21 protein-coding genes and 2 pseudogenes are annotated in these 24,649 nt (G+C 58.4%); 10 read left to right on the forward strand and 13 right to left on the reverse strand.

What is annotated here, in order from left to right; all coding sequences use genetic code 11:
• Positions 1 to 16: 16 nt before the first annotated feature.
• The 3 genes and pseudogenes from ACT4OC_RS01205 to ACT4OC_RS01215 all read right to left on the reverse strand — a co-directional run.
• Positions 17 to 962 (reverse strand): annotated as a pseudogene (locus tag ACT4OC_RS01205) (IS481 family transposase); the annotation flags it as partial.
• Positions 963 to 1,210: 248 nt separating this feature from the next.
• Entirely contained in the window at positions 1,211 to 3,148 is a 1,938-nt protein-coding gene (locus ACT4OC_RS01210; RefSeq protein ID WP_057199266.1) for an AMP-binding protein, read from the reverse strand.
• Positions 3,149 to 3,226: 78 nt separating this feature from the next.
• Positions 3,227 to 3,988 carry a glucose 1-dehydrogenase gene (locus tag ACT4OC_RS01215; protein WP_057199307.1) on the reverse strand — a complete coding sequence of 254 codons (762 nt, stop codon included), beginning with the start codon at positions 3,986 to 3,988 and terminating at the stop codon, positions 3,227 to 3,229.
• Positions 3,989 to 4,108: 120 nt separating this feature from the next.
• Between ACT4OC_RS01215 and ACT4OC_RS01220 the strand changes: the two genes are divergently transcribed.
• On the forward strand, positions 4,109 to 5,497 hold the full coding sequence (locus tag ACT4OC_RS01220; protein WP_063997042.1) for a TetR/AcrR family transcriptional regulator: 1,389 nt from the start codon (positions 4,109 to 4,111) through the stop codon (positions 5,495 to 5,497).
• Here ACT4OC_RS01220 and ACT4OC_RS01225 read toward each other — a convergent pair.
• Genes ACT4OC_RS01225 through ACT4OC_RS01250 form a run of 6 tightly spaced genes read right to left on the reverse strand, consistent with a single transcriptional unit; the run spans position 5,494 to position 10,887 of the window.
• Positions 5,494 to 6,690 (reverse strand): phenylacetate--CoA ligase family protein, encoded by a 1,197-nt coding sequence (locus ACT4OC_RS01225; protein WP_057199267.1) that lies wholly within the window; start codon positions 6,688 to 6,690, stop codon positions 5,494 to 5,496. The genes ACT4OC_RS01220 and ACT4OC_RS01225 overlap by 4 nt on opposite strands.
• 27 nt (positions 6,691 to 6,717) lie before the next feature.
• Entirely contained in the window at positions 6,718 to 7,527 is an 810-nt protein-coding gene (locus ACT4OC_RS01230; RefSeq protein WP_057199268.1) for an enoyl-CoA hydratase/isomerase family protein, read from the reverse strand.
• A 39-nt stretch (positions 7,528 to 7,566) separates the two neighbouring features.
• On the reverse strand, positions 7,567 to 8,718 hold the full coding sequence (locus tag ACT4OC_RS01235) for an acyl-CoA dehydrogenase family protein (RefSeq protein WP_057199269.1): 1,152 nt from the start codon (positions 8,716 to 8,718) through the stop codon (positions 7,567 to 7,569).
• Entirely contained in the window at positions 8,715 to 9,827 is a 1,113-nt protein-coding gene (locus tag ACT4OC_RS01240; protein ID WP_024343075.1) for an acyl-CoA dehydrogenase family protein, read from the reverse strand. The genes ACT4OC_RS01235 and ACT4OC_RS01240 overlap by 4 nt, the downstream gene beginning before the upstream one ends.
• Positions 9,824 to 10,273, reverse strand: coding sequence for a MaoC/PaaZ C-terminal domain-containing protein (locus ACT4OC_RS01245; RefSeq protein ID WP_057199270.1), 450 nt, complete (start codon positions 10,271 to 10,273; stop codon positions 9,824 to 9,826). The genes ACT4OC_RS01240 and ACT4OC_RS01245 overlap by 4 nt, the downstream gene beginning before the upstream one ends.
• Positions 10,270 to 10,887, reverse strand: a complete 618-nt coding sequence (locus ACT4OC_RS01250; protein ID WP_230646583.1) for a transglutaminase-like domain-containing protein — start codon at positions 10,885 to 10,887, stop codon at positions 10,270 to 10,272. Before ACT4OC_RS01250 ends, ACT4OC_RS01245 begins: the two co-directional genes overlap by 4 nt.
• 760 nt (positions 10,888 to 11,647) lie before the next feature.
• Between ACT4OC_RS01250 and ACT4OC_RS01255 the strand changes: the two genes are divergently transcribed.
• The 4 genes and pseudogenes from ACT4OC_RS01255 to ACT4OC_RS01270 all read left to right on the forward strand — a co-directional run bounded on the left by ACT4OC_RS01255 (position 11,648) and on the right by ACT4OC_RS01270 (position 15,492).
• Positions 11,648 to 12,079, forward strand: coding sequence for a hypothetical protein (locus ACT4OC_RS01255; RefSeq protein ID WP_057199272.1), 432 nt, complete (start codon positions 11,648 to 11,650; stop codon positions 12,077 to 12,079).
• Between the two features lie 190 nt (positions 12,080 to 12,269).
• Positions 12,270 to 12,719: a hypothetical protein gene (locus tag ACT4OC_RS01260; RefSeq protein WP_162250096.1), complete on the forward strand. Its 450-nt coding sequence runs from the start codon at positions 12,270 to 12,272 to the stop codon at positions 12,717 to 12,719.
• 241 nt (positions 12,720 to 12,960) lie between these two features.
• Positions 12,961 to 13,749, forward strand: a pseudogene (locus ACT4OC_RS01265) (IS30 family transposase); the annotation flags it as partial.
• A 510-nt stretch (positions 13,750 to 14,259) separates the two neighbouring features.
• Positions 14,260 to 15,492, forward strand: a complete 1,233-nt coding sequence (locus ACT4OC_RS01270; RefSeq protein WP_057199274.1) for a benzoate/H(+) symporter BenE family transporter — start codon at positions 14,260 to 14,262, stop codon at positions 15,490 to 15,492.
• A gap of 945 nt (positions 15,493 to 16,437) precedes the next feature.
• Here the strand turns inward: ACT4OC_RS01270 and ACT4OC_RS01275 are convergent.
• The 4 genes from ACT4OC_RS01275 to ACT4OC_RS01290 form a co-directional block, all read right to left on the reverse strand.
• Positions 16,438 to 17,619 carry an ABC transporter substrate-binding protein gene (locus tag ACT4OC_RS01275; RefSeq protein ID WP_230646587.1) on the reverse strand — a complete coding sequence of 394 codons (1,182 nt, stop codon included), beginning with the start codon at positions 17,617 to 17,619 and terminating at the stop codon, positions 16,438 to 16,440.
• A 183-nt stretch (positions 17,620 to 17,802) separates the two neighbouring features.
• Complete coding sequence (locus ACT4OC_RS01280) at positions 17,803 to 18,219, reverse strand: hotdog fold thioesterase (RefSeq protein WP_082529116.1); 417 nt, start codon at positions 18,217 to 18,219, stop codon at positions 17,803 to 17,805.
• Positions 18,216 to 19,100, reverse strand: coding sequence for an alpha/beta fold hydrolase (locus ACT4OC_RS01285; protein WP_057199276.1), 885 nt, complete (start codon positions 19,098 to 19,100; stop codon positions 18,216 to 18,218). Before ACT4OC_RS01285 ends, ACT4OC_RS01280 begins: the two co-directional genes overlap by 4 nt.
• Before the next feature lie 4 nt (positions 19,101 to 19,104).
• Positions 19,105 to 19,254: a hypothetical protein gene (locus tag ACT4OC_RS01290; protein ID WP_156402925.1), complete on the reverse strand. Its 150-nt coding sequence runs from the start codon at positions 19,252 to 19,254 to the stop codon at positions 19,105 to 19,107.
• Between the two features lie 614 nt (positions 19,255 to 19,868).
• On the opposite strand from ACT4OC_RS01290, the gene ACT4OC_RS01295 reads away from it, so the two are divergent.
• The 5 genes from ACT4OC_RS01295 (at position 19,869) to ACT4OC_RS01315 (ending at position 24,205) form a co-directional block, all read left to right on the forward strand.
• On the forward strand, positions 19,869 to 20,378 hold the full coding sequence (locus ACT4OC_RS01295) for a PepSY domain-containing protein (RefSeq protein WP_156402926.1): 510 nt from the start codon (positions 19,869 to 19,871) through the stop codon (positions 20,376 to 20,378).
• Between the two features lie 222 nt (positions 20,379 to 20,600).
• Positions 20,601 to 20,840 carry an acyl carrier protein gene (locus ACT4OC_RS01300; protein WP_057199278.1) on the forward strand — a complete coding sequence of 80 codons (240 nt, stop codon included), beginning with the start codon at positions 20,601 to 20,603 and terminating at the stop codon, positions 20,838 to 20,840.
• Between the two features lie 175 nt (positions 20,841 to 21,015).
• Positions 21,016 to 21,498, forward strand: a complete 483-nt coding sequence (locus ACT4OC_RS01305) for a MarR family winged helix-turn-helix transcriptional regulator (protein WP_057199279.1) — start codon at positions 21,016 to 21,018, stop codon at positions 21,496 to 21,498.
• The gene (locus ACT4OC_RS01310) at positions 21,491 to 22,657 is read left to right on the forward strand and encodes an HlyD family secretion protein (RefSeq protein WP_057199280.1); all 1,167 of its coding nucleotides are present in this window, start codon (positions 21,491 to 21,493) and stop codon (positions 22,655 to 22,657) included. The genes ACT4OC_RS01305 and ACT4OC_RS01310 overlap by 8 nt, the downstream gene beginning before the upstream one ends.
• A 3-nt stretch (positions 22,658 to 22,660) precedes the next feature.
• The gene (locus ACT4OC_RS01315) at positions 22,661 to 24,205 is read left to right on the forward strand and encodes an MDR family MFS transporter (RefSeq protein ID WP_057199281.1); all 1,545 of its coding nucleotides are present in this window, start codon (positions 22,661 to 22,663) and stop codon (positions 24,203 to 24,205) included.
• The last annotated feature ends 444 nt before the right edge of the window (positions 24,206 to 24,649 follow it).

Here is a 24,649-nt window from a genome sequence, read left to right on the forward strand (position 1 = left end):
ATTGGTCTATGTAGGGCCTCAAGAGGTTGTTCCTGGCTAAACCGAGTCGGCTGATGGGAGTGTTGGCCTTCAGACTACCATGCGGCCGATGCCAATTGTAGCGATGAGCCAATGCACCAGCTCGGCTGATCGTTGATCTGAGTTCTGGTAGGCGCGGGCATATGCCCATTCGCGAAGGGAAGTTTGGATGAAGCGCTCGGCCTTGCCGTTGGTCTTCGGGGTATATGGCCTGGTGAAGATTTGGTGAAAGACCAAGGCGCCTGCAAGCTGCTCGGAACATCCTTGAGCGGTAGCACGAGCCATTATCAGTCATCACGCGCTCGACGCGGACTCCGAGCCTGGCAAAGTAAGTGACAGCGGCCTCAAGAAAAGCCACTGCACTTTCCTTGCGCTGATCGGCCATCACCTGCACGAAGGCGATGCGTGAAGCATCGTCGATGCAGACATGGACGAACTCCCAGCCGATGCCATGGTGGCGATTGATCGCGCCGGGATACCGCCCGGTGATGCGATGTCCCACAGAGCCGATCCGGCCGAGCTTCTTGATGTCGAGGTGGATAAGCTCGCCGGAGTGCTCGCGCTCATAGCGGCGGATCGGCTCGGCCGGCTCCAGCTCGGCCAACCTGTTCAGGCCGAGCCAGCGCAGGATGCGGCTGACGGTTGCGGGCGATATTCCGACTTCGGCAGCGATCTGCCTGCCCGTGTGGCGCTGCCGACGCAACGCCTCGACAGTGGCACATGTAGCTGCCGGGGTTTGGCCTGGCAATGAATGGGGCCGTGAGGAACGATCCCGCAGCCCATCCACGCCTTCTGTGCGGAAGCGGGTGACCCACTTGGCGACAATCGTTGGTGATGTTGAATTGGCGCGTGGCTGCGGCCTTGCTGAGCCCTCCTTCAACAACACTGCGCACCATGGCCTCTCGACCTTTGGGCGTCAGAGGCGCATTCTTGTGAGTGTCCATTCGATCCCCCGCGAATCACTGTGTGTTTGGCGACATCAGCGTTCACGGTTGCGGTCGAATGGACAACCTCCTGAAAGCTCACAGCTAGCCCGCTCGCAGCGGGCCGTCGGCATTGCGGCCAAGCTATCGAAAAGAAACCTGTTGGGGCACCGCGCCTCGAAGGACCGACAATACCATACCAAAGCGGCGATCCCCCTTGGCGGGGCGGTCGATGAGTTGCAGCCTGTCGCTCCCTTCCAAGACGGCGTTCAGCGGCCTTTGTTCCTCAATGCAGCGATGGGAGCAATGACCTCGGGATTCTGCAACGGCGACAGGTCGCCCGGATTCTCGCCCAGAAACGCCGCGCGGACGACGCGGCGCATGGTCTTCATACTGCGAGTCTTTGGCAGCGCCTCGACAAAGTGTATCTCGCGCGGGCGGAAAGGTTGGGAGACCGCGGCGGCTACATTGTCCTTCAGTTGCTCCACCAAGGTGTCGTCGGTTTTCACGCCGGGGGCGAGGACGCAGACGCAGACCACAGCTAGGCCCTTTAGATCATCCGGCGCTGCAATTGCAGCGGCGTCGATTACATTACCAGTGGCGGTTAGTGCGGCCTCGATCTCGGTCGGGCCGATACGCTTGCCGGCAATGTTGAGTGTGTCGTCCGAACGGCCGAGAATGAACCATGTTCCGTCGGAATCGCGGCGCGCCCAATCGCCATGCCGCCAAACGCCGGGGTAATCGGACCAGTAGGTCTCGAGATATCGCGAGTGATCCCGCCAGATCGTCGGGGTCAGGCCCAGCGGCGGCTTGGTGACCACCAGCTCGCCCATCTCGCCGTCTGTCGCCTCGGACCCATCCGGTCGCAGCACTTTCGCCCCGACGCCCAACGCCTCGCTGGAAAAACCGCAGGGCCGCAACGTGTGCAGCACGGTCGACGTCAGGATTGCGCCAAAAAGCTCAGTCCCGCCGGAGATGTTGAGTGGCACCGCCCTGTGGCGGCAGATGTGTTCCAGATGCCAGAGCCAGGCATCCTCGGTCCAGGGTTCGCCGGTGGAAGCGACGATGCGCAGAGCGGAGAGATTGTACCGCGCCAGCGGACCGGGATCGCTTCTCATAAACTGTCGCACCAACGTGGGCGCGACGCCAAGATGGGTAACGCCGTGTTCGCTCGCGAGGCGCAGCAGGCGGAATGGATCGTCCGGCGTGGAGGGCGCCCCTTCGGCCAGCACCAGTGTCGCGCCCGCCAGAAGCGTCGAGATCAGGGTCAGCGGGCCCATAACCCAGCCCATATCGGTCATCCACAGGTGCCGGTCCTCGCGCTTCAAGTCGAGGCACAACAAGAAATTGGTCGTTGCCGCCGCCTGCACACCGAGATGCGTGTGAACCACCCCCTTGGGCCGGCCGGTTGTCCCAGAAGTGTAGGCAATCATCAGCGGCGCCTCTGATGCAACCGGAACAGGTGCAAAATCCGCCTTTGCGGCCCCGACTGTGGCAGCCCAGTCCAGATCCCGCCGTGGGTCGGCGGCGCTGCCGCCGAAGCGGCGCAGGCTGATCACCGTGTGCACGCTGGATACGTCGGCCAGAGCCTCAACCAGCACGGATTCCATGGGAACAGGCCTGCCGCGACGCCTACTCGCATCGGCCGTCAAAACCGCTTTGGCCGTGCAGTCGTTCAAGCGTGCCGCCACGGCCGGCGCCGGGTATCCGGAGAACAGGGGGACGGCGATAGCGCCGAGCCTCGCAACGCCCAGGAGGGCCGCTTCGATCTCGGGCACCATCGGCATGTAGATGCCAACCGCATCACCCGCGCCTACGCCGCGGGCGGCCAGGGCGCTGGCAACCCGGGCGCTTTCGCAGGCGAGATCGCGGTAGGTCCAGACGCGCCGTTCCCCGTCTTCGCCGATCCAGTCGATGGCGGCTTTTTCCCCGAGCCCAACTTCGATACGAGCGTCAAGGCAAGTCTCGGTGAGGTTGAGAGTGGCGTCCGCGGCCCAACGGATTCCGGCTGGCCCACCGCTCACGTCCCGCAACGTTCGGTAACGACGCGAAAAGCGCACGTTCGCAAGATCGAGAATTTGTGACCAGAACCAATCGGGTTCAGCGTCGGCCCGCGCGACGAGACTTTCGTAATCTGTCAGGCCGCAGCGCGTGAGAAAAGCTCTGATCGCGCTGCAGTCCTGGATGTCTTTAGATGGCGTAAACATACCATTTCATCCGATACGGTATCTCGGCACGGTCCGGCCGTATCAATCCACAAGTTGAGGGCGCCGCCGTCGCGCGCGTCATCCATGCATCGTCAGCCCGCCGGAGACCGAAATCACTTGGCCGGTGATGAAACCAGCGTCGTCGGAGGCAAGGAAGCAGATGATCCCCGGGTAGTCGGTCGGTTGCGCGAGCCGTCGCATCGGAATGGAACGCTTGAGACCTTCCGCGATTTTCTCGCCACCTTCGCCCTTCGAGAATTCGGCGAAAAGCGGTGTGTCGGTCGGCCCTGGGGCCACGGCATTGAGCTGTATTCCCTTGCGCGCCAATTCCCGCGCCACTGTCTTGGTGAAGGCGATAATGCCGCCCTTGCAGGCCGAGTAAACAGCTTCGCCTGAGGAGCCAACGCGGCCCGCGTCGGAACTGATATTGACCACGCGCCCGCCTCCGTTTCTAACCATGCCCGGAAGTACCGCGTGATGCATGTTCAGGGGACCGTAGAGGTTAATGTCAATAACCTTTTTCCAGAGCGTTGCGTCGGATTCCAGGAAAAGTCGAGGGACGTCCCAGCCGGCATTGTTGACCAGAACATTGATGGGCCCGCCTTTCTCCACCTCGGCCACAGCCGCATCGACTGCCGCACGTTCGGTGATGTCAACGGCGTGGGCAGTCGCTTTGCCACCTGCGTCCCCTATGATCTTCACAGTTTCAGTCGCACCCGCGGCATTTATGTCGAATACGGCGACCTCGCTGCCTTCTTCGGCGAATCGCTTGCATACTTCGCGTCCGATCCCGCTGCCGCCGCCGGTTACGATTGTCCGCTTCCCTTTTAGCCCGCGCATGGTTATCACCCCTCCCTTCCGCGGATACGCCATAGGTGTTCTAACCTTAGGCGACCAAATTCTAACGTATGTTAGATTATCGCACTTGCTATTTCGATGTCTAGAGGCAAATTACACAATATGAATTCGCCCTCACCGCAGCTTGGAACTACTGGAAAAAATCATGGCAAGTCGGAGCAGACGCGCGCCCTCATCCTGAGCGCCGCCGCGAAGCTATTTCGAGATGAAGGATACGATGCCACGACGCTCCGCAAGATCGCGAAGGCTGCGCGTATGGAGGCGGGTAGCCTATATTATCACTTTGCGTCGAAGGAGGCGATCTTCGACGAAATCCTTCGATTGGGCGTACGGCACGTTTTCGACGCCGTGCAGAAGGTCCGAGAGGATTGCCGGCTCTCCGGCAGGGATTTCCGACAGACATTCGCCTTGATGATCGACGCGCACTTGACGTATTTCCTGAAAGAAAGTGATTTCACTTCGGCAAATATCCGAAATTACTCGAGGCTTCCTCAGGACATGCGCGTGACCCATCGACCACTGCGCCAAGCCTACACCTCCGTGTGGGACAATTTCTTTGCAGAGGCTCAAACGGCCGGGGACATTCGGAGCGACATCAAAGTCGTACCGCTGCGACAGTTCGTGCTGGGAGCAATGAATTGGACAGTCGAATGGTATGATGCGACGCGCTATCCCGTAAGCATGCTGTCTGAGCGCTTGTGTAAACTTCTTTTGGACGGAATGTCCACCGCACGCGGCATGCCATTGAAACAGCCAGGTCCAATCGAACTGGAAACCCTGGACCTGATTGATTCCGACGACAGCAAATCATCCCGCACCCGCGTCCAAGTGCTCTCCGCTGCAGCGCGGATTTTTCGCGACAGAGGGTACAAGGCTGCAACAATGCGAGATATCGCGCAAGAAGCCGGCATGGAAGCAGGCAGCATCTATTATCATTTTAATTCAAAGGATGAGATACTCGACGAAGTGCTCGATATTGGATTGCGAGCGGTCCTGCGCGGAATGTCGTCGACCATTTCGAAGACACATCAGTTTCCCGATCACCGCAGCCGGATCGCCGCAGCGATCCGTACCCATATGGAGTACCTCTTTCGTTTGAGCGAATTTACGTCTGCGAATATCCGCATTTTCGGGCAGCTACCCAAGAAGGTGCGAGCACGTCATCAGCCAATACGACACAAGTACGCGAACCTTTGGGATGACTGCTTACGCAAAGCGCAGGAAGCGGGTGAGCTGCGCTCCGATATCAAGGTTGTGCCTTTGCGGCAGGCCATGCTGGGAGCGCTCAACTGGACTGTAGAGTGGTTCAATCCAGAAAAGGGCCAACGCGATGGATACTATTCGCTGTCTGAATTGATTGTGATGTTGCAGAGCCTACTGTTGGATGGCCTTCAGTACGATGCCGGTCCTTCGCTTCACCATCGCGACTTGCCCTCTACGAGCAAACGAACGAGGCGGCGCGCCTTGCGCGCTGGATCTCACGCCGGCTAAGCGTCTTTCTTGTTTACAATCAGCGACGCGTTCTCCTCCAGGAGATCGATAAATTCCACGCCATCGGCCCGGATTCGTGCACTGGTGGCAAAAGCTTCGATGGCACGTGTTTGGGCCATGATACGATCGGCGCCGGGCTCGGCGACGAGCAAGAGGCGCACGGTATCCCGATCGTTCTCGCATGTCACAACCGCCTGGGCGGCGCGCACGCCTGGGGTCGCGATAACCACTTCTTCGATGGCGCGGGGGTAGACGAAAATCTCACGGACTTTTACGGCCGCGCCGACTCGTCCCTGCAAGGCCGAAAGACGCGTAACGCGACCATCTCCGTCACTCTCAAGAGCGAAGCCGCTATCTCCGGTGCCGAAGCGGATCATCGGCCAGTTGGCGTCGCGTGCGGTCACCACGATCTCACCGGTTTCGCCGGCGGCCAAGGGTTCCCCACTGATGGGATCGCAGATCTGCACCACGTGATTGGGATGCGCAACATACCCTTCGCCGTCATCCTCATAAGCCACAAGACCCAGATCGGCCGTCGCATAGGCGGCCCAGGTTGTAACGCCATAGTCCGCTTCGATACGACGCCGTTTCGCCATCCAGTCGCCCATCTCGCCGCCGAGGAATGCTGATCTGACCTTCCAAGCGTTCCGCCCATACGCCTCGATTACCGTATCCGCCAATGTAAGGAAGAATGCCGTGCTGGCGCAGACCGCGGTCACGCCGGTTTCAACGATGATCTGCGCCTGCAGCTCACGGTTTCCCGTACCACCGGGAATGACCGTCGCGCCGACTGCACGCGCTGCTTCGTCGAACAAAAGACCTGCCGGGACCAGATGATAGGACCATGTGTTCAGGAGGAGATCGCCCACCGTGATCCCCGCAGCCTTGAACAGCTCCTTGAGGCCGTGCCCGCCACCTCCCGCCAATGAGGGCTCGAAGATCGGTCCGGGCGACACATAGATCCGCGACAGGCTTTCGAGATCGGCTGCGAGAAAGCCTCCAAAGGGCGGATTTTCCCTTTGGAGTGCCAGGAGCTGTTCTTTCTTCAGAACCGGCAGGCGAGAGAGATCCCTCAATGATCTGATGCTTGCCGGGTCGAAACCCGCCGCATCGAAGCGTGCCTTTAGGCCGGGCGCCTTACGTGCCGCCTGGCCATAGGCTGCAGCGATCTTCCGGTAAATCGCGTCGGGCATATGCTCGCTACCTCTCTCCCGCGCAAACTAAATAGGGCAGTCCTTGCGAAAATTCGGAGCGCGCTTCTCCCGATGTGACAGCACGCCTTCCTTGACGTCAGGGCCCATGAAACCCAGCATCTCGAACGCAGTGGAAGCGTCGAAGATTGGCCCGGCCTGGCGCAACCAATTATTCAGTGAATATTTCGTCCAGCGGATCGCGCTTTGCGCGCCGTTTGCCAACTCAACTGCAGTGTCGAGAGCGACTTGCTGCAGTTGATCATCGTCGACACACATGGATACCAAGCCAATGCGCTCGGCCTCTTCGCCGGAGATTGCCTTGCACGTCAGAAGATAATACTTTGCCTTGGCCATGCCGCAGAGCAGCGGCCAAATGATCGCCGCTACGTCACCTGCGGCAACCCCCAGGCGGGGGTGCCCGTCAACAATCTTGGCTCGCTTGCCTGCGATCGACACGTCAGCCAGAATTCCGACAACGAGCCCCGCACCCGCGGCTGGGCCATTGATCGCCGAGATGATAGGCTTGTTGCAATTGATGATGTTGTAAACGAGATCCTTGGCTTCCTTCCAGGTTCTCATCATCTCGTCGAAGTTGCCCGCTATTCTTTCGATCAGGCTGAAATCTCCCCCCGCCGAAAACGCCTTGCCAGCCCCCGTCACGATAACCGCGTTGATGTTGGGGTCGCGGTCGACATCAATCCACATGTCGGTCATTTGCGTGTGCGTTTCCGCATCCACGGAGTTGAAGGTTTCGGGACGATCGAACGTGATCCGAAGAACACGGTCCGCCGGATAGTCGAATTTCAGTTTGTTGTATTTGGCATAGCGGTCAGACATGGTGTGTTCTTCCTCCTTCAATGTACGGGCAATTATCTATCAGCCAGGCAAGCCGAGAACGGCTTTCGACAAGATATTGCGCTGGATCTCATTCGTCCCGCCGTAGATCGTGGTCGGTCGCGCCTTGTAGAAGTTCGCCAGCACGTCAACACCGACATTGCCGAGCTGTAAGGGACCGATCAGGCCGCCGTCAGGTCCGGCGGATTCGATCATGAGTTCGGTAATCTCTTGGAACGTCTCAGTGACCCAGATCTTCAGCATCGACACGTCGGGACCGAGCATTTCGCCGCGCTTGAGTTGGTCGGCGAAGCGGCTATAGAGCGCCGCGTGATCCTCAACATCCAGAGCGACTTTCGCAAAGCGATCGCGGAACACCGGATCGTTGAACATGCAGCGCCCTTGCGCAATCGTCCGTAACTGAACAAGTGCGTTTTGCGCCAGGTTGGGCGCACCGATGAAGATTCGCTCGAAGCCGAGCAGGGCCTTGGCCATCGTCCAACCCTTGTTCAGTTCGCCAACCAGGTTTTCGCGGGGCGCGCGAGCATTGTCGAAGAATACCTCGCAGAACTCGTCTTCACCCGCGAGCGTCGTGATCGTGCGAACTTCGATGCCCGGCTGGTTCATTTCGGCGAGCAAGAAGCTGATGCCCTCCTGTTTTTTTCGCGCATGAGAATCGGTGCGCACCAGCATAAAGATGTGCGTGGCGTCATGAGCCATCGTGGTCCAGATCTTCTGCCCATTGATCACGAAATAATCGCCGTCGATCACGGCACTCGTGCGCAGACTGGCGAGATCGGACCCCGAGCCCGGCTCGGAGTAGCCCTGACACCAGATGTGCTCACAAGTAAGGATACGCGGCAGCCAGTAGTGTTTCTGCGCCTGGGTGCCAAACTTGATGATAAGGGGGCCGACCATCTGCACACCCATGTCGCGGCCCCGCGTCACGCCCCAGCGCTGCTGCTCTTCATAAAAGATGAGGAGCTTCGAAGCTTCCAGACCCATGCCGCCATATTCGACCGGCCAAGCAGGCGCGACCATGCCCTTGGCGTAGAGCTTCTCGTGCCATTGGCGGATCTCGGCGAACTTCGCCCGATGCGGCAGATGGCGTAGCTCTTCGGGATACTCGGTCTCGAAGAAGGTGCGAACCTGGCGGCGGAACGCTTCGTCACTCAGTGCATTCCAGTCGGTCATCGACCTGCCTCATTTGCCTCAAGAGCGTCCATCCAACGAGCCCGGTGGTAGGCGGCATCCCCGAGCCAGGCCGAAAGCACAAGCGCACGGTTCAGAAACAAGCCGATGTCGAACTCGTCCGTATAGCCGACTGCACCGTGGAGTTGAATCGATTCCCGGGTGATCCTCTTGGCCGTGCTGCAGGCGCGAGCTTTGGCGCGGCTCGCCTCACGTATGCGCGCGCCCTGATCGGCGCTCACATCCATCCGTGCCAGCGCCTCGCTCACCCCCGCCTCGGCCACCTGCTGAGCGACATACAGGTCTACGGCGCGGTGCTGGATGACCTGAAACGACCCGATTGGCTTGCCGAACTGCTCGCGCGTCTTCACATAATCGAGGGTCAGTTCGAGTGCTTTAGCGCTGACGCCGACCAGCTCGGCGGCGGCGAGCGCCGTGGCGTCGGCGACGACGGTGGACAACGCTTCCGATACCACCGAGCCTTCGGCCAGCAATTTACCTGGGGCGTCGACAAAGCCGATGTCGCAGAGCTGGCTTCCGTCGGACTGTCGCCGCAGCTCCGAGTAGATCCCCTTGCCATCAGCGTCGAGGGCAACGAGAACGGGCTTCGAATCATTTTGCGCAACCACGAGCAATTGATCCGCGCCGACGGCCCCGGCAATCCAGGCCTTTGAGCCGTTCAGCACCTTACCGTCGAAACGGCATGCCATTTGGTCAGAGTAACCTCGAAGACCACGTTCCTGCCAAGCGAGGGCGCAGGCGATTTTGCCACTGATAGCCGTAGCGAGCATCGCATCGCCAGGACATACCCGTTGAATCATTCCGATCGCAAGTGCGATGGCTGACACCACCGGTTCGGGCGTGAGCGCGCGACCAACTTCTTCCACGATCACACCGGCCGCTGTAAGTCCCATGCCAAGTCCGCCGACCGCTTCTGGGGCGGCGACACCGAGCACGCCAGCATGGGCCAGTTCGTTCATCACCTGTCGGTCCCAGCCCTTGTCGCGAGCGTTACGGGCGCGTGCGATGCCGCCCGCGCGCTCAAAGAGTGTGCGCACGCTTCCGCGCAGCATCCGCAAATCGTCCTGTGAATGCGCCCTCACATTGCTCATGACGGCGGCGCTGCCTTTCGCTTAACCATCGCGGCGGTATCGACGGTCAGCACGGGCTCTCCTGCCATGTTGCGCGCTTCGACACGGTAGCTGACGACACCCCGATCGGGCTTGGTTTGGGAGGGCCTCACTGCCTGCATCTTCAATGTAACATCAAGCGGCTCATTCGCCCGCACAGGCGCGTTCCAAGATAGTCTCTCGAAACCCAAACCACCGATGTTTGCGACCCCCGTCATGAAGTCCCGCATAATCGGCCTGAATACGAGGAGGAGTGTCTGGAACCCCGATGCGATCAGACCGCCATGGATTTGCTTGGCATAGTATTCATCCGTATGCAGCCGCTGCGGATCCCATTCCCTGGCGAACGAAATTATCTCGTCCTTGCTTAAGGGAGGGGTGCGGAACGCAAAAATTTGTCCGACCTTGAAATCCTCCAAGTACTTCACGGCCGATGCCCTTCCTCCGTCGGCGCAAAACCATCGTCAAAGCCGCTCTGCCCCGCGATCCGGCAACGGTTGAATTCCTCCAGCTTGGGATAGGTTGCTTTGAACGCCGCCAGGAATTCGTCGATTGGCGCATCCACGTACAAGCCCCGGTCATGAACATATTCCATGTGCCTCTGATTCTTTTCGTCGAACTCGTGAAACAGAGCGTCAGACGTCCCGTCGAAGAGAAGAGGCTTTACTCCGAAGCGCTTGCATAGCTCCATGTTGAAGGCCGGCGTAACCTTGTAGGGCCTCCCGTCGAGCCACAGCTGCACGTATCCGTGGTAAATGAAGAGATCCGTTTGCATCAGCTCGGTTAGCTTTGGCGTATTCAAATGGTTACGAACGTCGGCGAAGCCCAATGCAGCGGGAATGCCAACAGCACGTAGGCAGGCGGTCAGCAAGATCGCCTTGGGCACACAAAAAGCAGACTCCGCCCCTGCCACCACGCTAGCGCGATAAGCATCGGGGCTCAGTTCAAACGTGTAGGGATCATATCGGATGCCATCGCGCACCGCTTCGAACAGTCGGATTGCCTTTTCGGTATCGGAAGCGCTGGAGTTCAGGTTGCGCAAAGCAGACTCTACGAAAGCCCTCACCTCGGCGCTATCGCTATCGACAAAGTTTGTTGGGGAAGTTAAGCACGCCGGATCTGCCGGCGGTCGATGATCCGCGCTAGACATTATCCACCCCTTGAAGCAGCTTTTCTAACATACGTTAGATTTACTCCATCGTATGCAGGCCTGTCAACGGTGCACGAAATCTTGATTTCCGCTTAATGAGATGGACGTTCGATCCGCCTCGGCCGCTCCCTCAATTGTGGAAATCTATTCGCAGCGGCCCCACTGGCAGTTCCGCGTCGACCCTATTGAAATGCGGGCCCTCCGTACAGATCGACAACCTCGGCGAAGCGGTCCGGATACCTTCACCGGCATGTTTCTCGATCGAGGTAAGTGCGCGAAGCCAGGCTACCGTCCTGCTAGTTTTAGGCTTGACTGGCTGTGGCGGCGCGCCGCATCCGATCGATGAGACGGTCAGCGAGATCCTCGACCACGAGCCGGTACGGTCTAGGGTGACCAAGACAAACGCCGTGCTTATCAAATTCCGCGATGATCATCCGCTGCGCTGTGGCGGCTGCTGAGGTCTGCTCGAGCTCTGTTTTTCGGGCAACACACAACCCTCAAATTTCTCGCGTAGTGACGCATTCCGATTTCCCCGTCGCCGTCATCGGCATCTCTTCAATGAACACGACATCATCCGGCATCCACCAACTGGCGATTCTCGTCCTTAGATAGTCGAGCCGGAGGCTACCCGTCGCCTTTACGAATGTCATCAATGGAATCAACTGCCCTCGACCACAGCACGTCTTACGTCCGTGACAACCTCGATCTTCACCTGGTGAACGGCCGTTACTCTGCCGGTCTTGTTTGCGAACTCGCCAACGTGTACGAGGGGCGCACCGGCAGTGTGTTTGCGGTCTTTGATGAAATAGCCACTCTGGAGGAACATCCCATCGCCCGCCCGAGCCTCACCAAACCCCCGTCACTGTTTACAAGGCCACCGCTGCGAGGCCTGCGGCATAAGCATTATCATCAAGCCGCCTTAATTCCGACGAATGTCGATAATCACTGGCGCGCGAACAGCTTCGCCGACCCCGTCGAAGAAGCGGCCACCAACATGTCCGTTCCCGACGACAAGCTGATCGGCTTCATGCTGCACGAATTCGTCACCTCGGATATCATGATCGCAGTCAAGCCCGGCGGCTGACCGGTGAATGGATTGTCTACGCCCGGCAGGACGAAAGACATACCTATCTCACGCTGGGCACCCCCGGTGACGATGGTGCCATCTATGAAAGGGTGCGTGCTTGCGCGAACGGGTTCCCAGATCTCAATTTGACCCAATGCTTATAGCAGAATCGCGCGGTTTGGATACGAAGTCCATCCAGACAGCGCCCATGGGCTCCGATTCATTGAACGCAGCGATCGACCGGTTTTTCCGATCCTACTTCAACCAGCTTCAAGAGCCGGATCCCGACACACTGCTCAATTTCCTGAATGCCCTTTACGGATTGAATGACAAGCTCAAAAAGCAAGCCGGTCGGGACCTGTTCGGATCCGCGAACTTCCTTGCCCTGAAGGCGCTGCGCAATCTGTTCCATCACCACGTCGAGCCCGTCCATGAAATCAAGCTCATTCCCCTCGATGAGCTCCCGCCAATGACGACAGACCTGATGATCGTGTGTCTTGTGCCGCGTTCGCTCATCGAACGCGCGCAAGTTGAGACCGAGCGGCGGCATCAAGAAAATCCGCTCCGCATTTGCCGCATTCAAATGGTACGGAAATATTGTGAACATTCAGCCCTGCATGTTCAACGTGGCCGTGGATGTTTTCGAGGCAATTGCTGATCTCGATGTTGATCCCTCGTCTGACGCGTACGATGCCTTCGAGGAGGCATATCGGTTGGATGAGCAGAGCGGTCGACCTACACGCGCCACCGGTGATATTTGGTGCGCCGCCGGGTCCCTGAAACCGTTTTTGATCAAACGGCCTCCGGGAAGAACTAACCATCCGTTAGCTAAGAGACGCTGCGGCTACTCGGCTCAGCCGCTTTGGTCGCGCAGCACAGACGGCAGCGGCCGAGGTGCCTGGAGCCCGGAGCAGATTGCCCGACGCTTGCCGATCGACTTCCCGGACGACAACACGATGCGCATCAGCCACGAAGCCATCTATCACGCTCTCTTCGTTCAAGGTCGGGGAGCGCTACGCCGCGAACTGACGGCCTGCTTGCAAACGGGACGTGTGCTAAGAGTGCCCAGAGCGCGCGTAAGAAGGCGAGGCAAGGGCTTTGTTTCGCCGGAGATCATGGTCAGTCAACGCCCCGCCGAAGCAGCCGATCGAGCAGTGCCGGGACACTCGGAGAGGGACCTCATCCTTGGTCTTGGCAGCTCAGCGATTGGTACGCTGGTCGAGCGCACAACGCGGTTCACGATGCTGCTGCATCTTCCACGGCTCATGGGGCACGGCGAAGCTCCGCGCATCAAGAATGGGCCTGCGCTCGCGGGACACGGAGCTGAACGTGCGGGACGCGATTACTCGCACCATCATCACCTTGCCACAAGAGCTGCGCCGTTCGCTGACCTGGGACCAAGGGGCCGAAATGGCCCAACAAGATCGTCTCAAGATCGATGCAGGCGTGCAGGTCTACTTCTGCGATCCGCAAAGTCCATGGCAGCGCGGCACTAACGAGAACACTCTGCTGCGTCGGTACTTCCCGAAAGGCACAGACCTGAGCGTCCATAGCGTTCACGAGATCGCCGCCGTTGCTGCCGCCCTCAACGCCCGACCGAGAAAGACGCTGGGATGGAAAACGCCGGCGGAGGCGCTTGACGAGTGGCTACCATGAGTAACAAAATCGATGTTGCGACGACCGCTTGAATCCGCCTTTGCTGCGTCGGTCGCTATGATGCACGAGCCCGCCGCGATGGATCGGCCGCCGATCGTGCAGTGCCTGTTCCAGCGTATCGAGCACGAAGCCGGCATGCGCAGTGCGCGAAGCACTATAGCGCGACAAAGCATGAGCGATCGGGATTGGATAGGTTGCAAAGCAGCCAGGAGGACGCGTCGTCGCAATAACGCGTAGTTTGCCCGGCCATACATTTGTCGTTTGATGGCTTTGATCCTGCTGATCTGGCCTTCGATCGGACTAGTGCCAAAGCGCGCCGCACGCTTGTGCCCTTTCACAGCGTCATCGCACAATCCGAAAGAGGGGCTGAGTCGCGAGGCTCCTTGTGCCGGGGGCAGCCTCGCCAAGGCGGCATTCGTTCAAGAAAAGCCATTCTGGAGACGTCGGCGGACCACCTGGCTCCTAACCGATTGCGGACTATCGTATCGAGCTGCCTCTTGGTAGGATTGGTCACCGATACTTCTCGCTGGTGCTAGCTGTCCATGCTCCCCCATCTCGAACGGCCAACTGATAGACCGTCAATATCCGGAAAGATCATTTCTGATTTTGGGTTGCTGTACGCCTCGAACGGATTCATCGGCTGGCTCTTTGCCGCGACTGCTCCGATGGCCATCATCCTGACAGCCGGTTTGCAGGGTGAACTTTCGGAAGGCGAAATTGCGTCCTGGATCTTCGGTGCCTTCTTCATTAATGGCTTGATCACGATCCTGTTCTGCTGGCTTTATCGACAGCCATTAGCTTTCTTCTGGACGATTCCCGGCACGGTTCTGGTCGGACAGTCATTGACGCACCTGAATTTTCATCAGGTCGTCGGAGCATACTACGTCACGGGCGCTCTCATCCTGGTGCTGGGTGGAAGCGGCTGGGTGAAGCGCTTGACGGAATTGGTTCCGCTCCCGATAGTGATGGGAATGGTTGCCGGCGTGTTTTTGCGTTTTGGCCTCGACCTCGTCCGTGCGGTATTCGCGGACGGCGCTGTCGCCGGACCCATGGTGGCGGTCTGGCTGCTCCTGTCCTCGGTCCCAGGGCTGGGCCGCCGCTGCCCGCCCATCATCGGAGCGCTGGTGGTTGGCGCGCTTGCCACGATCGTCCTCGGCAGATTCGAGGATTCGTCGCCGCTGGAGTTCGAGTTGATCCGACCGGTCATTCAGGACCCGGCTTGGTCGATCGCTGCTTTGGTCGAGCTTGTCTTGCCGCTGGCGATCACCGTCTTGGTCGTGCAGAACGGTCAGGGCTTCGCTGTACTCAAGGCAGCGGGGCACAATCCGCCGGTCACTGCGGTGACGATCGCCTGTGGGGTCGGCGCGTTCGCCAGCGCCCTTGTTGGCGCCATCAGCACGTGCCTGACAGGGCCGACGAATGCCATCATCGTCGGCAGCGGCGAGCGCAAACGCCAATATGTCGCCGGGATCGTGGTTGGTCTTCTGTCGATCATGTTCGGGCTGTTTGCGCCAACTTTCACCCGACTGCTCCTCAACACTCCAAAGTCCTTTGTTGCAGCATTGGCAGGCCTCGCGATGTTGAGCGTGTTGCAGACGACTTTCGTTACGGCGTTCGCCAACCGCTTCTCCTTCGGCGCGCTGGTGGCGTTTCTCGTGACCATTGCTGACATGCCATTGTTGAATGTAGGGGCCCCCTTTTGGGGATTGGTCTCCGGCATTGTCATATCCGTCCTGTTGGAGCGGGCGGACTTTGCGTCGCGGCCGATGTCGTAAGACGGATTTCTACTGGTCAATTTGTTCTTGGCCAACAGCGGTAGCCCGAGAAAGCATGCAATGATGTCGCCTGAGAAATGAAGAAGCGGTATTTTCGCGAAAAGCAGGTCCGCGATCACCCGGAGCACTCCGCTGAATATCTGAGACATGAGCACTGTTGGCGCAGCCGGTCGAGGCCAAAGCTGCAGTCGTGCTAAGCAGCATGCCGACAAGCTCACCGAGGATGGCCGCCAGGGGTTGGTGCGCCACGGGCATCTCCTGAGCCGGATTATGACTGGCATCGGGCTGTGCGCTCAGCGTGTGCGCGAACACGTCGGTGAAGGTTCGGCGCGCATCCGCTTTTCGTCGGCGATTCTGCCGCCGATGCACCGAGATCGAAGAGCCTCGAAGTGCTGATCCAATCCTTTATCTCTAGGGCGTTTCAACCGGCGACTTGGGGCGGACTTCTGACCGAGCCGCGCCGAGGATCATCCAAACACGCTCGCCCCGACTTCGCAACCCGGGCCTGCTCCGACAGTCGGAGCACTAACGCTCGCCGAATGGCTCTAAAAGGAAGGGAGAACTTGAAAACAAAGCATGCCGATGGGCACACCGTTTTCGGTAGCGACGACGAACTCACGTTGAAGTTTGAAGGAACGTGCGCCGGAGGCAGGATAGCTCGTCACCTTGGCACGGCCGAGCAGTTCCCGCGGTAGTTCTCGAAGGAACGTTCATCTTTCGCGAAGAGTAGCCGGCCCCCGGTGGCGAAGCCGCTGACGCTAAAGTTCAATCCTGCCAAACTTCCGACGCTGCCGAGCGCTCTCGCTGAAAGCGTTACCCAGCCTTGTTGTCGCGCTGCTTTGTCATGGACGAAGTCGGACGAGCCATGCTGCTGCACAGCATCAAGGTCACAAAAGATCTCCCGTGATTGCTCACGGGAGCCTATTTGTTCTACCCGCCGGAGAATCATTCCGCAGGCACGTCACCGTGAATGGTGTCGCCGAACAATTCCCATTTCTTGCCTTTGAATCTCATTAGTTGGAGCGAACTGATCGGTGCAAAATCGGTCGGCCCGGTGTTGATCCTGATGCCCGGCAGCAGCGTGTCAGGCTCAAAGTCCTTCAGGTTCGCGGCCTGCTTCATGATATTGGCACGCGTGAGATCATCGCCGCACATCTCGAGCACCTTCGCCAGTGTTTGGGCAGCGCCGTATCCATAGATGTGGCCGCTGTCGGTCTTGTCGGCGCCAGGCATGTACTTGTCGACGAACTCGGCCCATTTCTTCATGCCGGGATCATTAGTCCATTGCGGATCGGTCGCGTCCTTTGCGTAGGCAGCTGAAATCACTCCTTGAGCATTGTCGAAGCCCGCAGGTTGCATCACGCTACCTACCGATGCCGAGACGTTGGTCATGATTTGCAGCGGTCTCCAGCCGATCTCAGCCGTTTTCTTTATCGCCTGCGCGCCGAATTTCGGGGTTGTGTAGATCAGGAGAACGTCTGGGTTGGCAGCCTTGATCTTGACGATGTGGGAGTCGATAGTCGGCTCGGAAACTTCGTGACTCTCTTCCATGATGATATTGGCAGCCTTGGCGCCGAACCCATCCTTGGTGCCCTTGACATAGTCTTTGCCGAAGTCGTCGTTCTGATAAAGGATGGCCACCTTCGCATTTGGTTTCTCCTTCATCAGATACTTGGCGTAGATGTGGGCCTCACTCTGGTAGGAAGGCTGCCAGCCCATCGTCCAGGGAAAATTCTTGGGATCGTTCCACTTGGTTGCACCCGTCGCAACGAACAGCTGCGGGACTTTCTTTGAGTTGAGATACCTCTGGATCGCTGTATTGGACGGCGTGCCGAGTGGGTTGAAGACGAGCAAGACTTCGTCGCTTTCGACTAGCTTGCGGACCTGCTCTACTGCCTTAGGAGGAGAGTAGGCGTCGTCATATGTTATGAAGTTGATCTTACGACCGTTGATCCCGCCGCGATCGTTGATCATCTTGAAGTAGGCTTCCTCAGTCTTGCCGATAACGCCATAGGCGGATGCGGGGCCGCTGTAAGGCATGATATTCCCGATCTTGATTTCGGTGTCGGACGCGCCTGGATCGTATTTCTTTTGGGCGAGTGCCGCCGATGGCGAGACCGCAAGCATCGTCAGGGCGAGGGACGCTGCGGCGAATCTGCAGGTGACTGTCTTCATTCCATTCTTCCTTTGCTTTTGATGGATCAGTTCTATGCGAAATCTTATTTGGCGGACCGCAAGTGAACCGTGCCTTGCTGGGGCCCAGTGAAGATCGGGCCAGTGACGCATGTGACGAAACGGCCTGACGGCATCCTATTCGCAAACATAGGCACCTCTTCCACTTGCCAGAAGGGCGCCGTCGGTACCGACAACACGTGTTTCAGCAACACTGATTTGACGCCCCATCTTTACTAATCGGCCAATTGCGCGCAGCTGACCAGGTAATGCAGGTCGATGGAAATCGACATGCAGATCGATTGTCGCCCGCGGTGTCCCTCCAGCTGCAAGGATGGTGTAGAGTCCCGTCAGGTCGATCAACGCGGAAAGAATGCCGCCATGCGCCGATGCGATTTTGGGATTGGAGACAATCTCGTCTCGCCAAGGCATTTCGAGCACGAGTTCGTTCATATCGAAATCAATCAAATTCAGCCCGAGCCAGCGATGAAAGGGAGCAATCAGCAAACGCTTCCGCAGTTGTTCAATATCGTGGGGCTTCCTTTCTCGGTTCACGAGACCACCTCCGCGCCATGCCTTCGGATCAGGAATTCAACGATGGCTTGACCGAAAGCATCGTTCTGATCGCCCACCACCATATGTGTAGCATCCGCGATGTCGGTGTATTCAGCGTGGGGAACCAGCGTCTTGAAATGCACCACAGCTTCGGGAGACACGAGGTCGCTCAAGCCTCCCCGTATCAAATGGACGGGCAGACGCAGCCTGCCGGCCGCAGCGTTCAGCGCGCAGCGCCGACGATCGATCGCCGCTGCTTCCATCACTTTCGGTCGAACGATTTGATCGATGAAGGCGGGATCCCAATGCCAATAATATCGTCCGTCTTCCTTGCGGCGAAGATATGTTTGAAGTCCGGATGAGGCTTTTCGGCTTGGGCGATGGGGCAGATAGTTGGAAATCGACTGCGCAGCCTCCTGGGGAGAGGCGAATCCCTCGCGTGCATGAGCCGCCATAAAGCCGACAACGCGCGCGATGCCTGCCGGCTCCATTTGTGGAGTGACATCAACGAGCGTGAGAGATGCAAAGCTGAACGGGCTCAGTTCGCCCTCCGCGAAAATGCCCGCCAAGCCCCCAAGCGAGGCGCCGATGAGCGCCGGCCTTCGAGCTTGTGCGCTTGCGATGGCCACAAGATCGCTCGCAAAATCTCGGATGTCATATGCGCCATCCTCAGCCCAAGCGCTATCGCCATGTCCGCGCAGGTCTATTGCAATTGATCGAAATCCATGCCGGGCCAGCAGCTGCGAGACGACGAGCCAGCTTCGCCGTGTCTGGCCTCCGCCATGTGCCAGCACGACCGGAAAGCCATTCTCTGGCCCTTCCGTCGATGCGGCAATTTGGTGGCCCTCGTGCCCGGCGAGCATAGTCGCGCGCTGCGTCATCGTCTCAATCCTGAGTAACCTTACCGTCGATCGACGTTTCGTGACAGGATCCGACGATCGGCAGCGCGGCGATCATCGATATCGCGAGCGGCCCCGCGCGGGCGGCCTTGCAGGCATGTTCGGGGCTCAGGTTGATTCCGGTCTGGGCGAACAATTGCAGGGACCCTCCTGATGCTTAAGTCCACACGCCTTCGCAGAGCGCTGACTTTTGGCGACCGGCTTTTTGCCAATGAAGGTCAGATGGAGAATCCAAAGCAACCGTCCCATTCAAAAAATAGCAGAAGCACCGCAACCGAGAAGGGGGCGACGACGCCCAAGACCACGCCGCAATGACTACCGCGATCGTTGATGCCGGGCCCTCCCCAGCTTGCCACTCTATCCGTGCGCGCCGCTCTCTCATTGGACCGGTTGAACCGCTAAGCAAGGCAAGTACTTAATCCGGCACGCCTTAGGCATGGAACGCGCACCCGCGTCGTCCCTTTCCGTCATAGATAAACCCTTTTCTCGAAAGAAGCAAGCAAGCTTATGATAGGCTTGCGCACGGATTTGCTCGCGATGGCCGCCATAGGGCTCGCGCGAGAAAGAAGTGAGAGAATTGAGGAAGGCAACAAGCAGAGGTTCGTCCGCGTCGGAAATTGCTTGCAAACACAGGTTTGCGACCTTGTCGGGGGATTTCGTCCCGGGATTCGGCTTTGGTTAGAGATGTGTAGTCGCATACTTTTCTTAATCGGCCTTCTGGCGCTCGCGCACCTATCGCCAGCTCGAGCGATGCTGTGGTCAAACGTCGCGGCTAGCGAAGACAATCCACCGGCTACTGGCGACGCTGATCAAGGGACAACTCGGGAGTTTCAATTCTTTCGTGAAGCCCGAGTTTCGTTACGGCGGGCGATCAAAATAGCAGAGAAGCTGCATAGTGGATCAACGGCACTAGAAGTCAGATTCGATATCTTGGCTGGTTCCGCAGTCTATTGGGTCAAGACCATGCGCAGGACGCTGATCTGGGAGAATGCCATCGACGCAAAAACTGGAAGCGTTGCAAGGAAAGAAAGCACCCTCTCTTTGGAGAGTTCCGACAACCGGAATGAATTGGTGGCTCTGAAGAATGTACGGCAGGAATTATCGGATGCAGTCGCTATTGCTGAGAAAGTTACAAAGGGAAATGCAATCAGTGCAACTTTGATGAAAAGGGACGGCCGATTGAACTTCATCATCCTGATCGTGAGCGGCGACCAGTTAAGAGAAGTCATCCTTGAGCCACCGACAGCGCGGCGTCCTTGACCGTCGCCATTTTGTGACTTTGGCGGCGTGGTTGGTGCCATGGAGTTCCATGTGCTTCGGTAGGCGGCCACGATCGTCCATCGGGACGGGCGCGTGCAAGCTTTACCGATGGCTCTCGGGGCCTTGCCCTCGACTTCCCACGGCGTAGATGGAACTGTTTGTTACCTAACGGGTTTTTGAAATTGTGCGGTAGTCTTCGGTGGCTGAAGTGAGATCTGAGCCATGGATAGCGTTGGCCATCGGATTAGGGACATAGTCAGCCGGCATCTTGACGTTCCGCCGGAGAAGGTCGTCGACAATGCTCGCTTCATCGAGGACCTGGGCGCTGACAGCCTTGATACGATCGAGCTTCTCATAGCTTTTGAAGAGGCATTTGGCTGTGAGATTCCTGACGAGATTGCCACATCTGTCCTCACCGTAGGAGATGCGCGGAGGTATCTCGAGGACAAGGCAAACACATAGCCCAATCTTCTTGCAGGCGATTGGAGTCATTCGATGAAAATGCCTGCTCGCACGCGATTCAGCGACCCTACACATCCAGCGTCCCGCCGCGCATCATTGCATCTTGATCGGCCGCTCATAAGCTTGACTATCACATAAGCAAGCTTATAATATCACATGCTTATCGGAGATGTAAATGAGCCGCGCTTCCGTGGATCAGGATTTTTTGTTCACTCTCGCCGAACTGGCGCGAATGCTACGTGTCTATGCGGACAAGGAGGCAGGGCGCTTTGGCATAACCCGCGCACAGTGGGCGGTTTTGGCCAAGGTAGGACGCAAGGAGGGCATGAGCCAGGCGGAACTCGCCGAAGAAATGGAGATGCAACCGATCACGTTGACGCGATTGGTCGATAAATTATGTGAGAACAATTGGCTCGAACGCCGGGGCGATGCCAATGACCGTCGGATCAATCGACTCCATCTTTTGAAGGCCGGACGCCAGTTGCTTAGCAAACTGAACGGCCTGCGTTCCGAGCTTACTGCCACTGCGCTTAACGGCATTCCCGTCGCGGATGCTTACCGCCTGCTTACACAACTTGAGGAAATCAAGGAAAACGTTCGTAACGCGGTGCAGGGTGCGAACGAAGATTTGTCTAGAGAGGAGCAGCGTTATGGCTGATCCGATCCTCAAATTCCCACCGGAGCACAAGGGAGATCCGTCCGCGCCCGGCCGATCAAAGCTCGCCGGCGAGCCACGTCGACGACTGATGGCGGGCTTGCGCCGCTATCGCCGTTTCCTGCTGCTCGTGGTTCTGCCGCTGGTTGCGGTGGTGGCCGGACTTACGGTCTATCTGAACGGCGGCCGTTACGTCGGCACGGACGATGCCTATGTGGGCGCGCAGAAAGTACTGATCACGCCGGATGTCTCTGGCAAGATCGTCAGCGTTTCTGTCAAGGAGGGCCAGCTGGTGGTGCCCGGCGACACCCTCTTTCAGATCGATCCTGTGCCATACCGGCTTGCGCTGGCGCAGGCGCGCGCAAAACTCGAAGATGCCAAGACCAACCACGCCAACCTCGTCGCAAACGTCAAGCTATATTCCCAGACGCTGGAGATCGTCGGCGCGGGCATCGCCATCAAACAGCGCGACGTCGAACGCAAATCATCGCTGGTGAAAAATAATGTCGGATCGCAGCTCGATCTCGACAACACTATGACCGCGCTGGTAACCGCACAGGCGCAGCAGCAGCTGGTCCGGCAGCAGCGCTCGAATGCGCTCACCCAATTGCTTGGCAATCCTGATTTGCCGTTGGAGGAGTTCCCCGCCTATTTGCAGGCGAAAGCGGCGCTTGACGACGCGCAGCGCAATCTCGACCTCACCACGGTTCGTGCGCCAATCAACGGCACGGCCACTCAGGTCGAGCAGATCCAGCTCGGCCGCTACGTCACCGCGGGCACGCCAGTGTTTTCCGTGATGGACGTCGCCAACCCGTGGGTCGACGCCAATCCCAAAGAAAGCGACCTGACGTATGTTGCGGTCGGCCAGCCCGTTTCGCTGCAAGTCGATGCGTTTCCCAACCACGTTTTCAAGGGAAAGATTGGTTCGCTGTCCCCGGGCACCGGCGCGCAATTCGCGATTCTGCCTCCGCAAAATGCCACTGGCAATTTCGTTAAGGTGGTTCAGCGCGTGCCGGTGCGCATCTACTTCGAAGAGAACGACAAGCAGGTGCGCAAGCTGAAGGCCGGCATGAGCGTTTATGCCACCATTGACACCGGCCACAAGCGCACGCTTGCCGGCTTGCTGGGGCTGTCGGCGACGGCAAATCAGCACGAGGATTGAACCATGTCGGGTCCGTTGCCTTCGGGGCTGCGCCGTAACATGGTGACGACCTGCGCCATGACGGCAACGATCATGCAGGCGCTCGACACGACCATCGCCAACGTTGCCCTTCCTTATATGCAGGGCACGCTGTCGGCCTCGCAAGACCAGATCAACTGGGTGCTCACCTCCTACATCGTCGCTGCCGCCATCATGACCGCCCCGGTAGGATGGATCGCCAATCGCTTCGGACGTAAGCGTATCTTCATCATCTGCTCGGCTGGTTTTACCGCGGCATCGGTGCTGTGCGGGCTCGCGCAAGACATTACTCAAATGGTGTTGTTTCGCCTGTTGCAGGGTGTATTCGGTGCAGCGCTCGTACCGCTCTCGCAGGCAGTGATGCTCGACTCTTACACTTTGCAGGAGCGAGCAAAGGCGATGGCTATCTGGGGCATGGGAGTGATGTTAGGCCCGATCATGGGCCCGTCCCTCGGCGCTTGGCTTACCGAAACTTATTCCTGGCATTGGGTGTTCTTTGTCAATTTACCTTTCGGTGTACTGACAATCCTCGGCCTGTTGGTCTTTATGGACGAAACTGAGAAGGATTACACGCTGCGGTTTGATTGGTTCGGGTTTACTGCATTGGCAGTCGCCATCGGCGCCCTGCAGCTCGCGCTTGATCGTGGCGAGCAGTTGGGATGGCTCGAATCCAACGAGATCATAGCCGAGTTCATCATCTCCGGTGTAGGCTTCTACTATTTCTTCGCGCACTCGTTCACGACCCCGAGCCCGTTCATTCAATTCGCGCTGTTCAAGGACCGCAATTTCGTGACGGGGTGTATCTTCATGACCGTGATGGGATTGGTCCTGTACTCAACCATGGCGCTCGCCTCGCCCTATCTGCAAAACGTGATCGGCTATCCCATCATTACCGCGGGTATGCTGCTGGCAACCCGCGGCTTCGGGACCTTCTTGGCCATGATGATGGTCGGCCGGTTGATGCGCTTTATCGAGGCTCGAACGTTGATTGTCAGCGGCTTGGCTATGACTGCGGGCTCGCTGTTCCAAATGACAGGATGGACCGACCTGACGCAGGTGCCGGAGATCGTCGCCGTCAGCATCATCCAAGGTTTTGGCTTTGGGCTCGTGTTCGTGCCGCTCTCGACTGTTTCGTTCTTGACGCTTCCCAGCCACCTTCGAACCGAAGGCACGTCGATGCTGACGCTATTGCGCAACGTTGCCAGTTCGATCGGCATTTCCATCGTGATTGCTGAGCTCACGCAGGGAACCCGGCGCAGCTATGCCATCCTGTCCGAGCACATCAACCCATTCAACCATGCCCTTCAGATGCCCGACGTGCGCGGCATTATCAATCTGTCTACCGATGCGGGACGGGCGATGGCCGACAAGATGGTTGCCGTGCAGGCGCAAATCATTGCGTTTTCCCAAGACTATCAATTGGTCATGTTGTTTGTTGTGGCCACGATCCCGCTCGCGATCATGATCGGCTCAACAAAGGCCATGTTGCGCAAGCAAGCAGCAGGACCAGAGCACGCGGCCATGGAGTAGCGGACTCGGCCGGAGCAACGCCTTGGAAAGGTCGATCTGATCTCAATGGCGCCCACCGCCAGCCCCCGACTTCTCTCTGCCACGAATTGTTCAGGAAGAGAGGCCAATCTGGCCAACCTGGTCCGAGAGGCGGAACAGGAGCCGGTGCCGTGCAGCGTGCGCAATGATATCAGGCGCCGCAAACAATCACGGAAAAGGCTACCGCATCGAAGAAGAACTCGGCACCAAGAGCCTTCAGGCTCGCCTTGATGGCCGTGCCAAAGCCTAGGTGCCGAGGTCCTGCCGTCTCGATAAGGCAATAAGGCCGATCAGGCTGAGCTCGTTTTTCGATATTCGTGACGTCGCAAGTCGGTGCGACCGTCAGGCTTTCAGGCGCCGAGTGCTGCTAGGTGAAAGCGGGCCAGAGCTGATGGGCCGGATAACTTAAGACAGCCGCCCATCAAG

The sequence above is a fragment of the Bradyrhizobium sp. genome (assembly GCF_052389815.1).
Classification (GTDB): Bacteria; Pseudomonadota; Alphaproteobacteria; order Rhizobiales; family Xanthobacteraceae; genus Bradyrhizobium.

What these genes read in the sequence shown, in the direction of transcription:
- ACT4OC_RS01210 (WP_057199266.1), bottom strand. Translation starts at nt 3,148, where the DNA reads ATGTTTACGCCATCTAAAGACATCCAGGACTGCAGCGCGATCAGAGCT.
- ACT4OC_RS01215 (WP_057199307.1), bottom strand. Translation starts at nt 3,988, where the DNA reads ATGCGCGGGCTAAAAGGGAAGCGGACAATCGTAACCGGCGGCGGCAGC.
- ACT4OC_RS01220 (WP_063997042.1), top strand. Translation starts at nt 4,109, where the DNA reads ATGAATTCGCCCTCACCGCAGCTTGGAACTACTGGAAAAAATCATGGC.
- ACT4OC_RS01225 (WP_057199267.1), bottom strand. Translation starts at nt 6,690, where the DNA reads ATGCCCGACGCGATTTACCGGAAGATCGCTGCAGCCTATGGCCAGGCG.
- ACT4OC_RS01230 (WP_057199268.1), bottom strand. Translation starts at nt 7,527, where the DNA reads ATGTCTGACCGCTATGCCAAATACAACAAACTGAAATTCGACTATCCG.
- ACT4OC_RS01235 (WP_057199269.1), bottom strand. Translation starts at nt 8,718, where the DNA reads ATGACCGACTGGAATGCACTGAGTGACGAAGCGTTCCGCCGCCAGGTT.
- ACT4OC_RS01240 (WP_024343075.1), bottom strand. Translation starts at nt 9,827, where the DNA reads ATGAGCAATGTGAGGGCGCATTCACAGGACGATTTGCGGATGCTGCGC.
- ACT4OC_RS01255 (WP_057199272.1), top strand. Translation starts at nt 11,648, where the DNA reads ATGGAATCAACTGCCCTCGACCACAGCACGTCTTACGTCCGTGACAAC.
- ACT4OC_RS01260 (WP_162250096.1), top strand. Translation starts at nt 12,270, where the DNA reads ATGGGCTCCGATTCATTGAACGCAGCGATCGACCGGTTTTTCCGATCC.
- ACT4OC_RS01270 (WP_057199274.1), top strand. Translation starts at nt 14,260, where the DNA reads ATGCTCCCCCATCTCGAACGGCCAACTGATAGACCGTCAATATCCGGA.
- ACT4OC_RS01275 (WP_230646587.1), bottom strand. Translation starts at nt 17,619, where the DNA reads ATGCTTGCGGTCTCGCCATCGGCGGCACTCGCCCAAAAGAAATACGAT.
- ACT4OC_RS01285 (WP_057199276.1), bottom strand. Translation starts at nt 19,100, where the DNA reads ATGACGCAGCGCGCGACTATGCTCGCCGGGCACGAGGGCCACCAAATT.
- ACT4OC_RS01295 (WP_156402926.1), top strand. Translation starts at nt 19,869, where the DNA reads ATGCTGTGGTCAAACGTCGCGGCTAGCGAAGACAATCCACCGGCTACT.
- ACT4OC_RS01300 (WP_057199278.1), top strand. Translation starts at nt 20,601, where the DNA reads ATGGATAGCGTTGGCCATCGGATTAGGGACATAGTCAGCCGGCATCTT.
- ACT4OC_RS01305 (WP_057199279.1), top strand. Translation starts at nt 21,016, where the DNA reads ATGAGCCGCGCTTCCGTGGATCAGGATTTTTTGTTCACTCTCGCCGAA.
- ACT4OC_RS01310 (WP_057199280.1), top strand. Translation starts at nt 21,491, where the DNA reads ATGGCTGATCCGATCCTCAAATTCCCACCGGAGCACAAGGGAGATCCG.
- ACT4OC_RS01315 (WP_057199281.1), top strand. Translation starts at nt 22,661, where the DNA reads ATGTCGGGTCCGTTGCCTTCGGGGCTGCGCCGTAACATGGTGACGACC.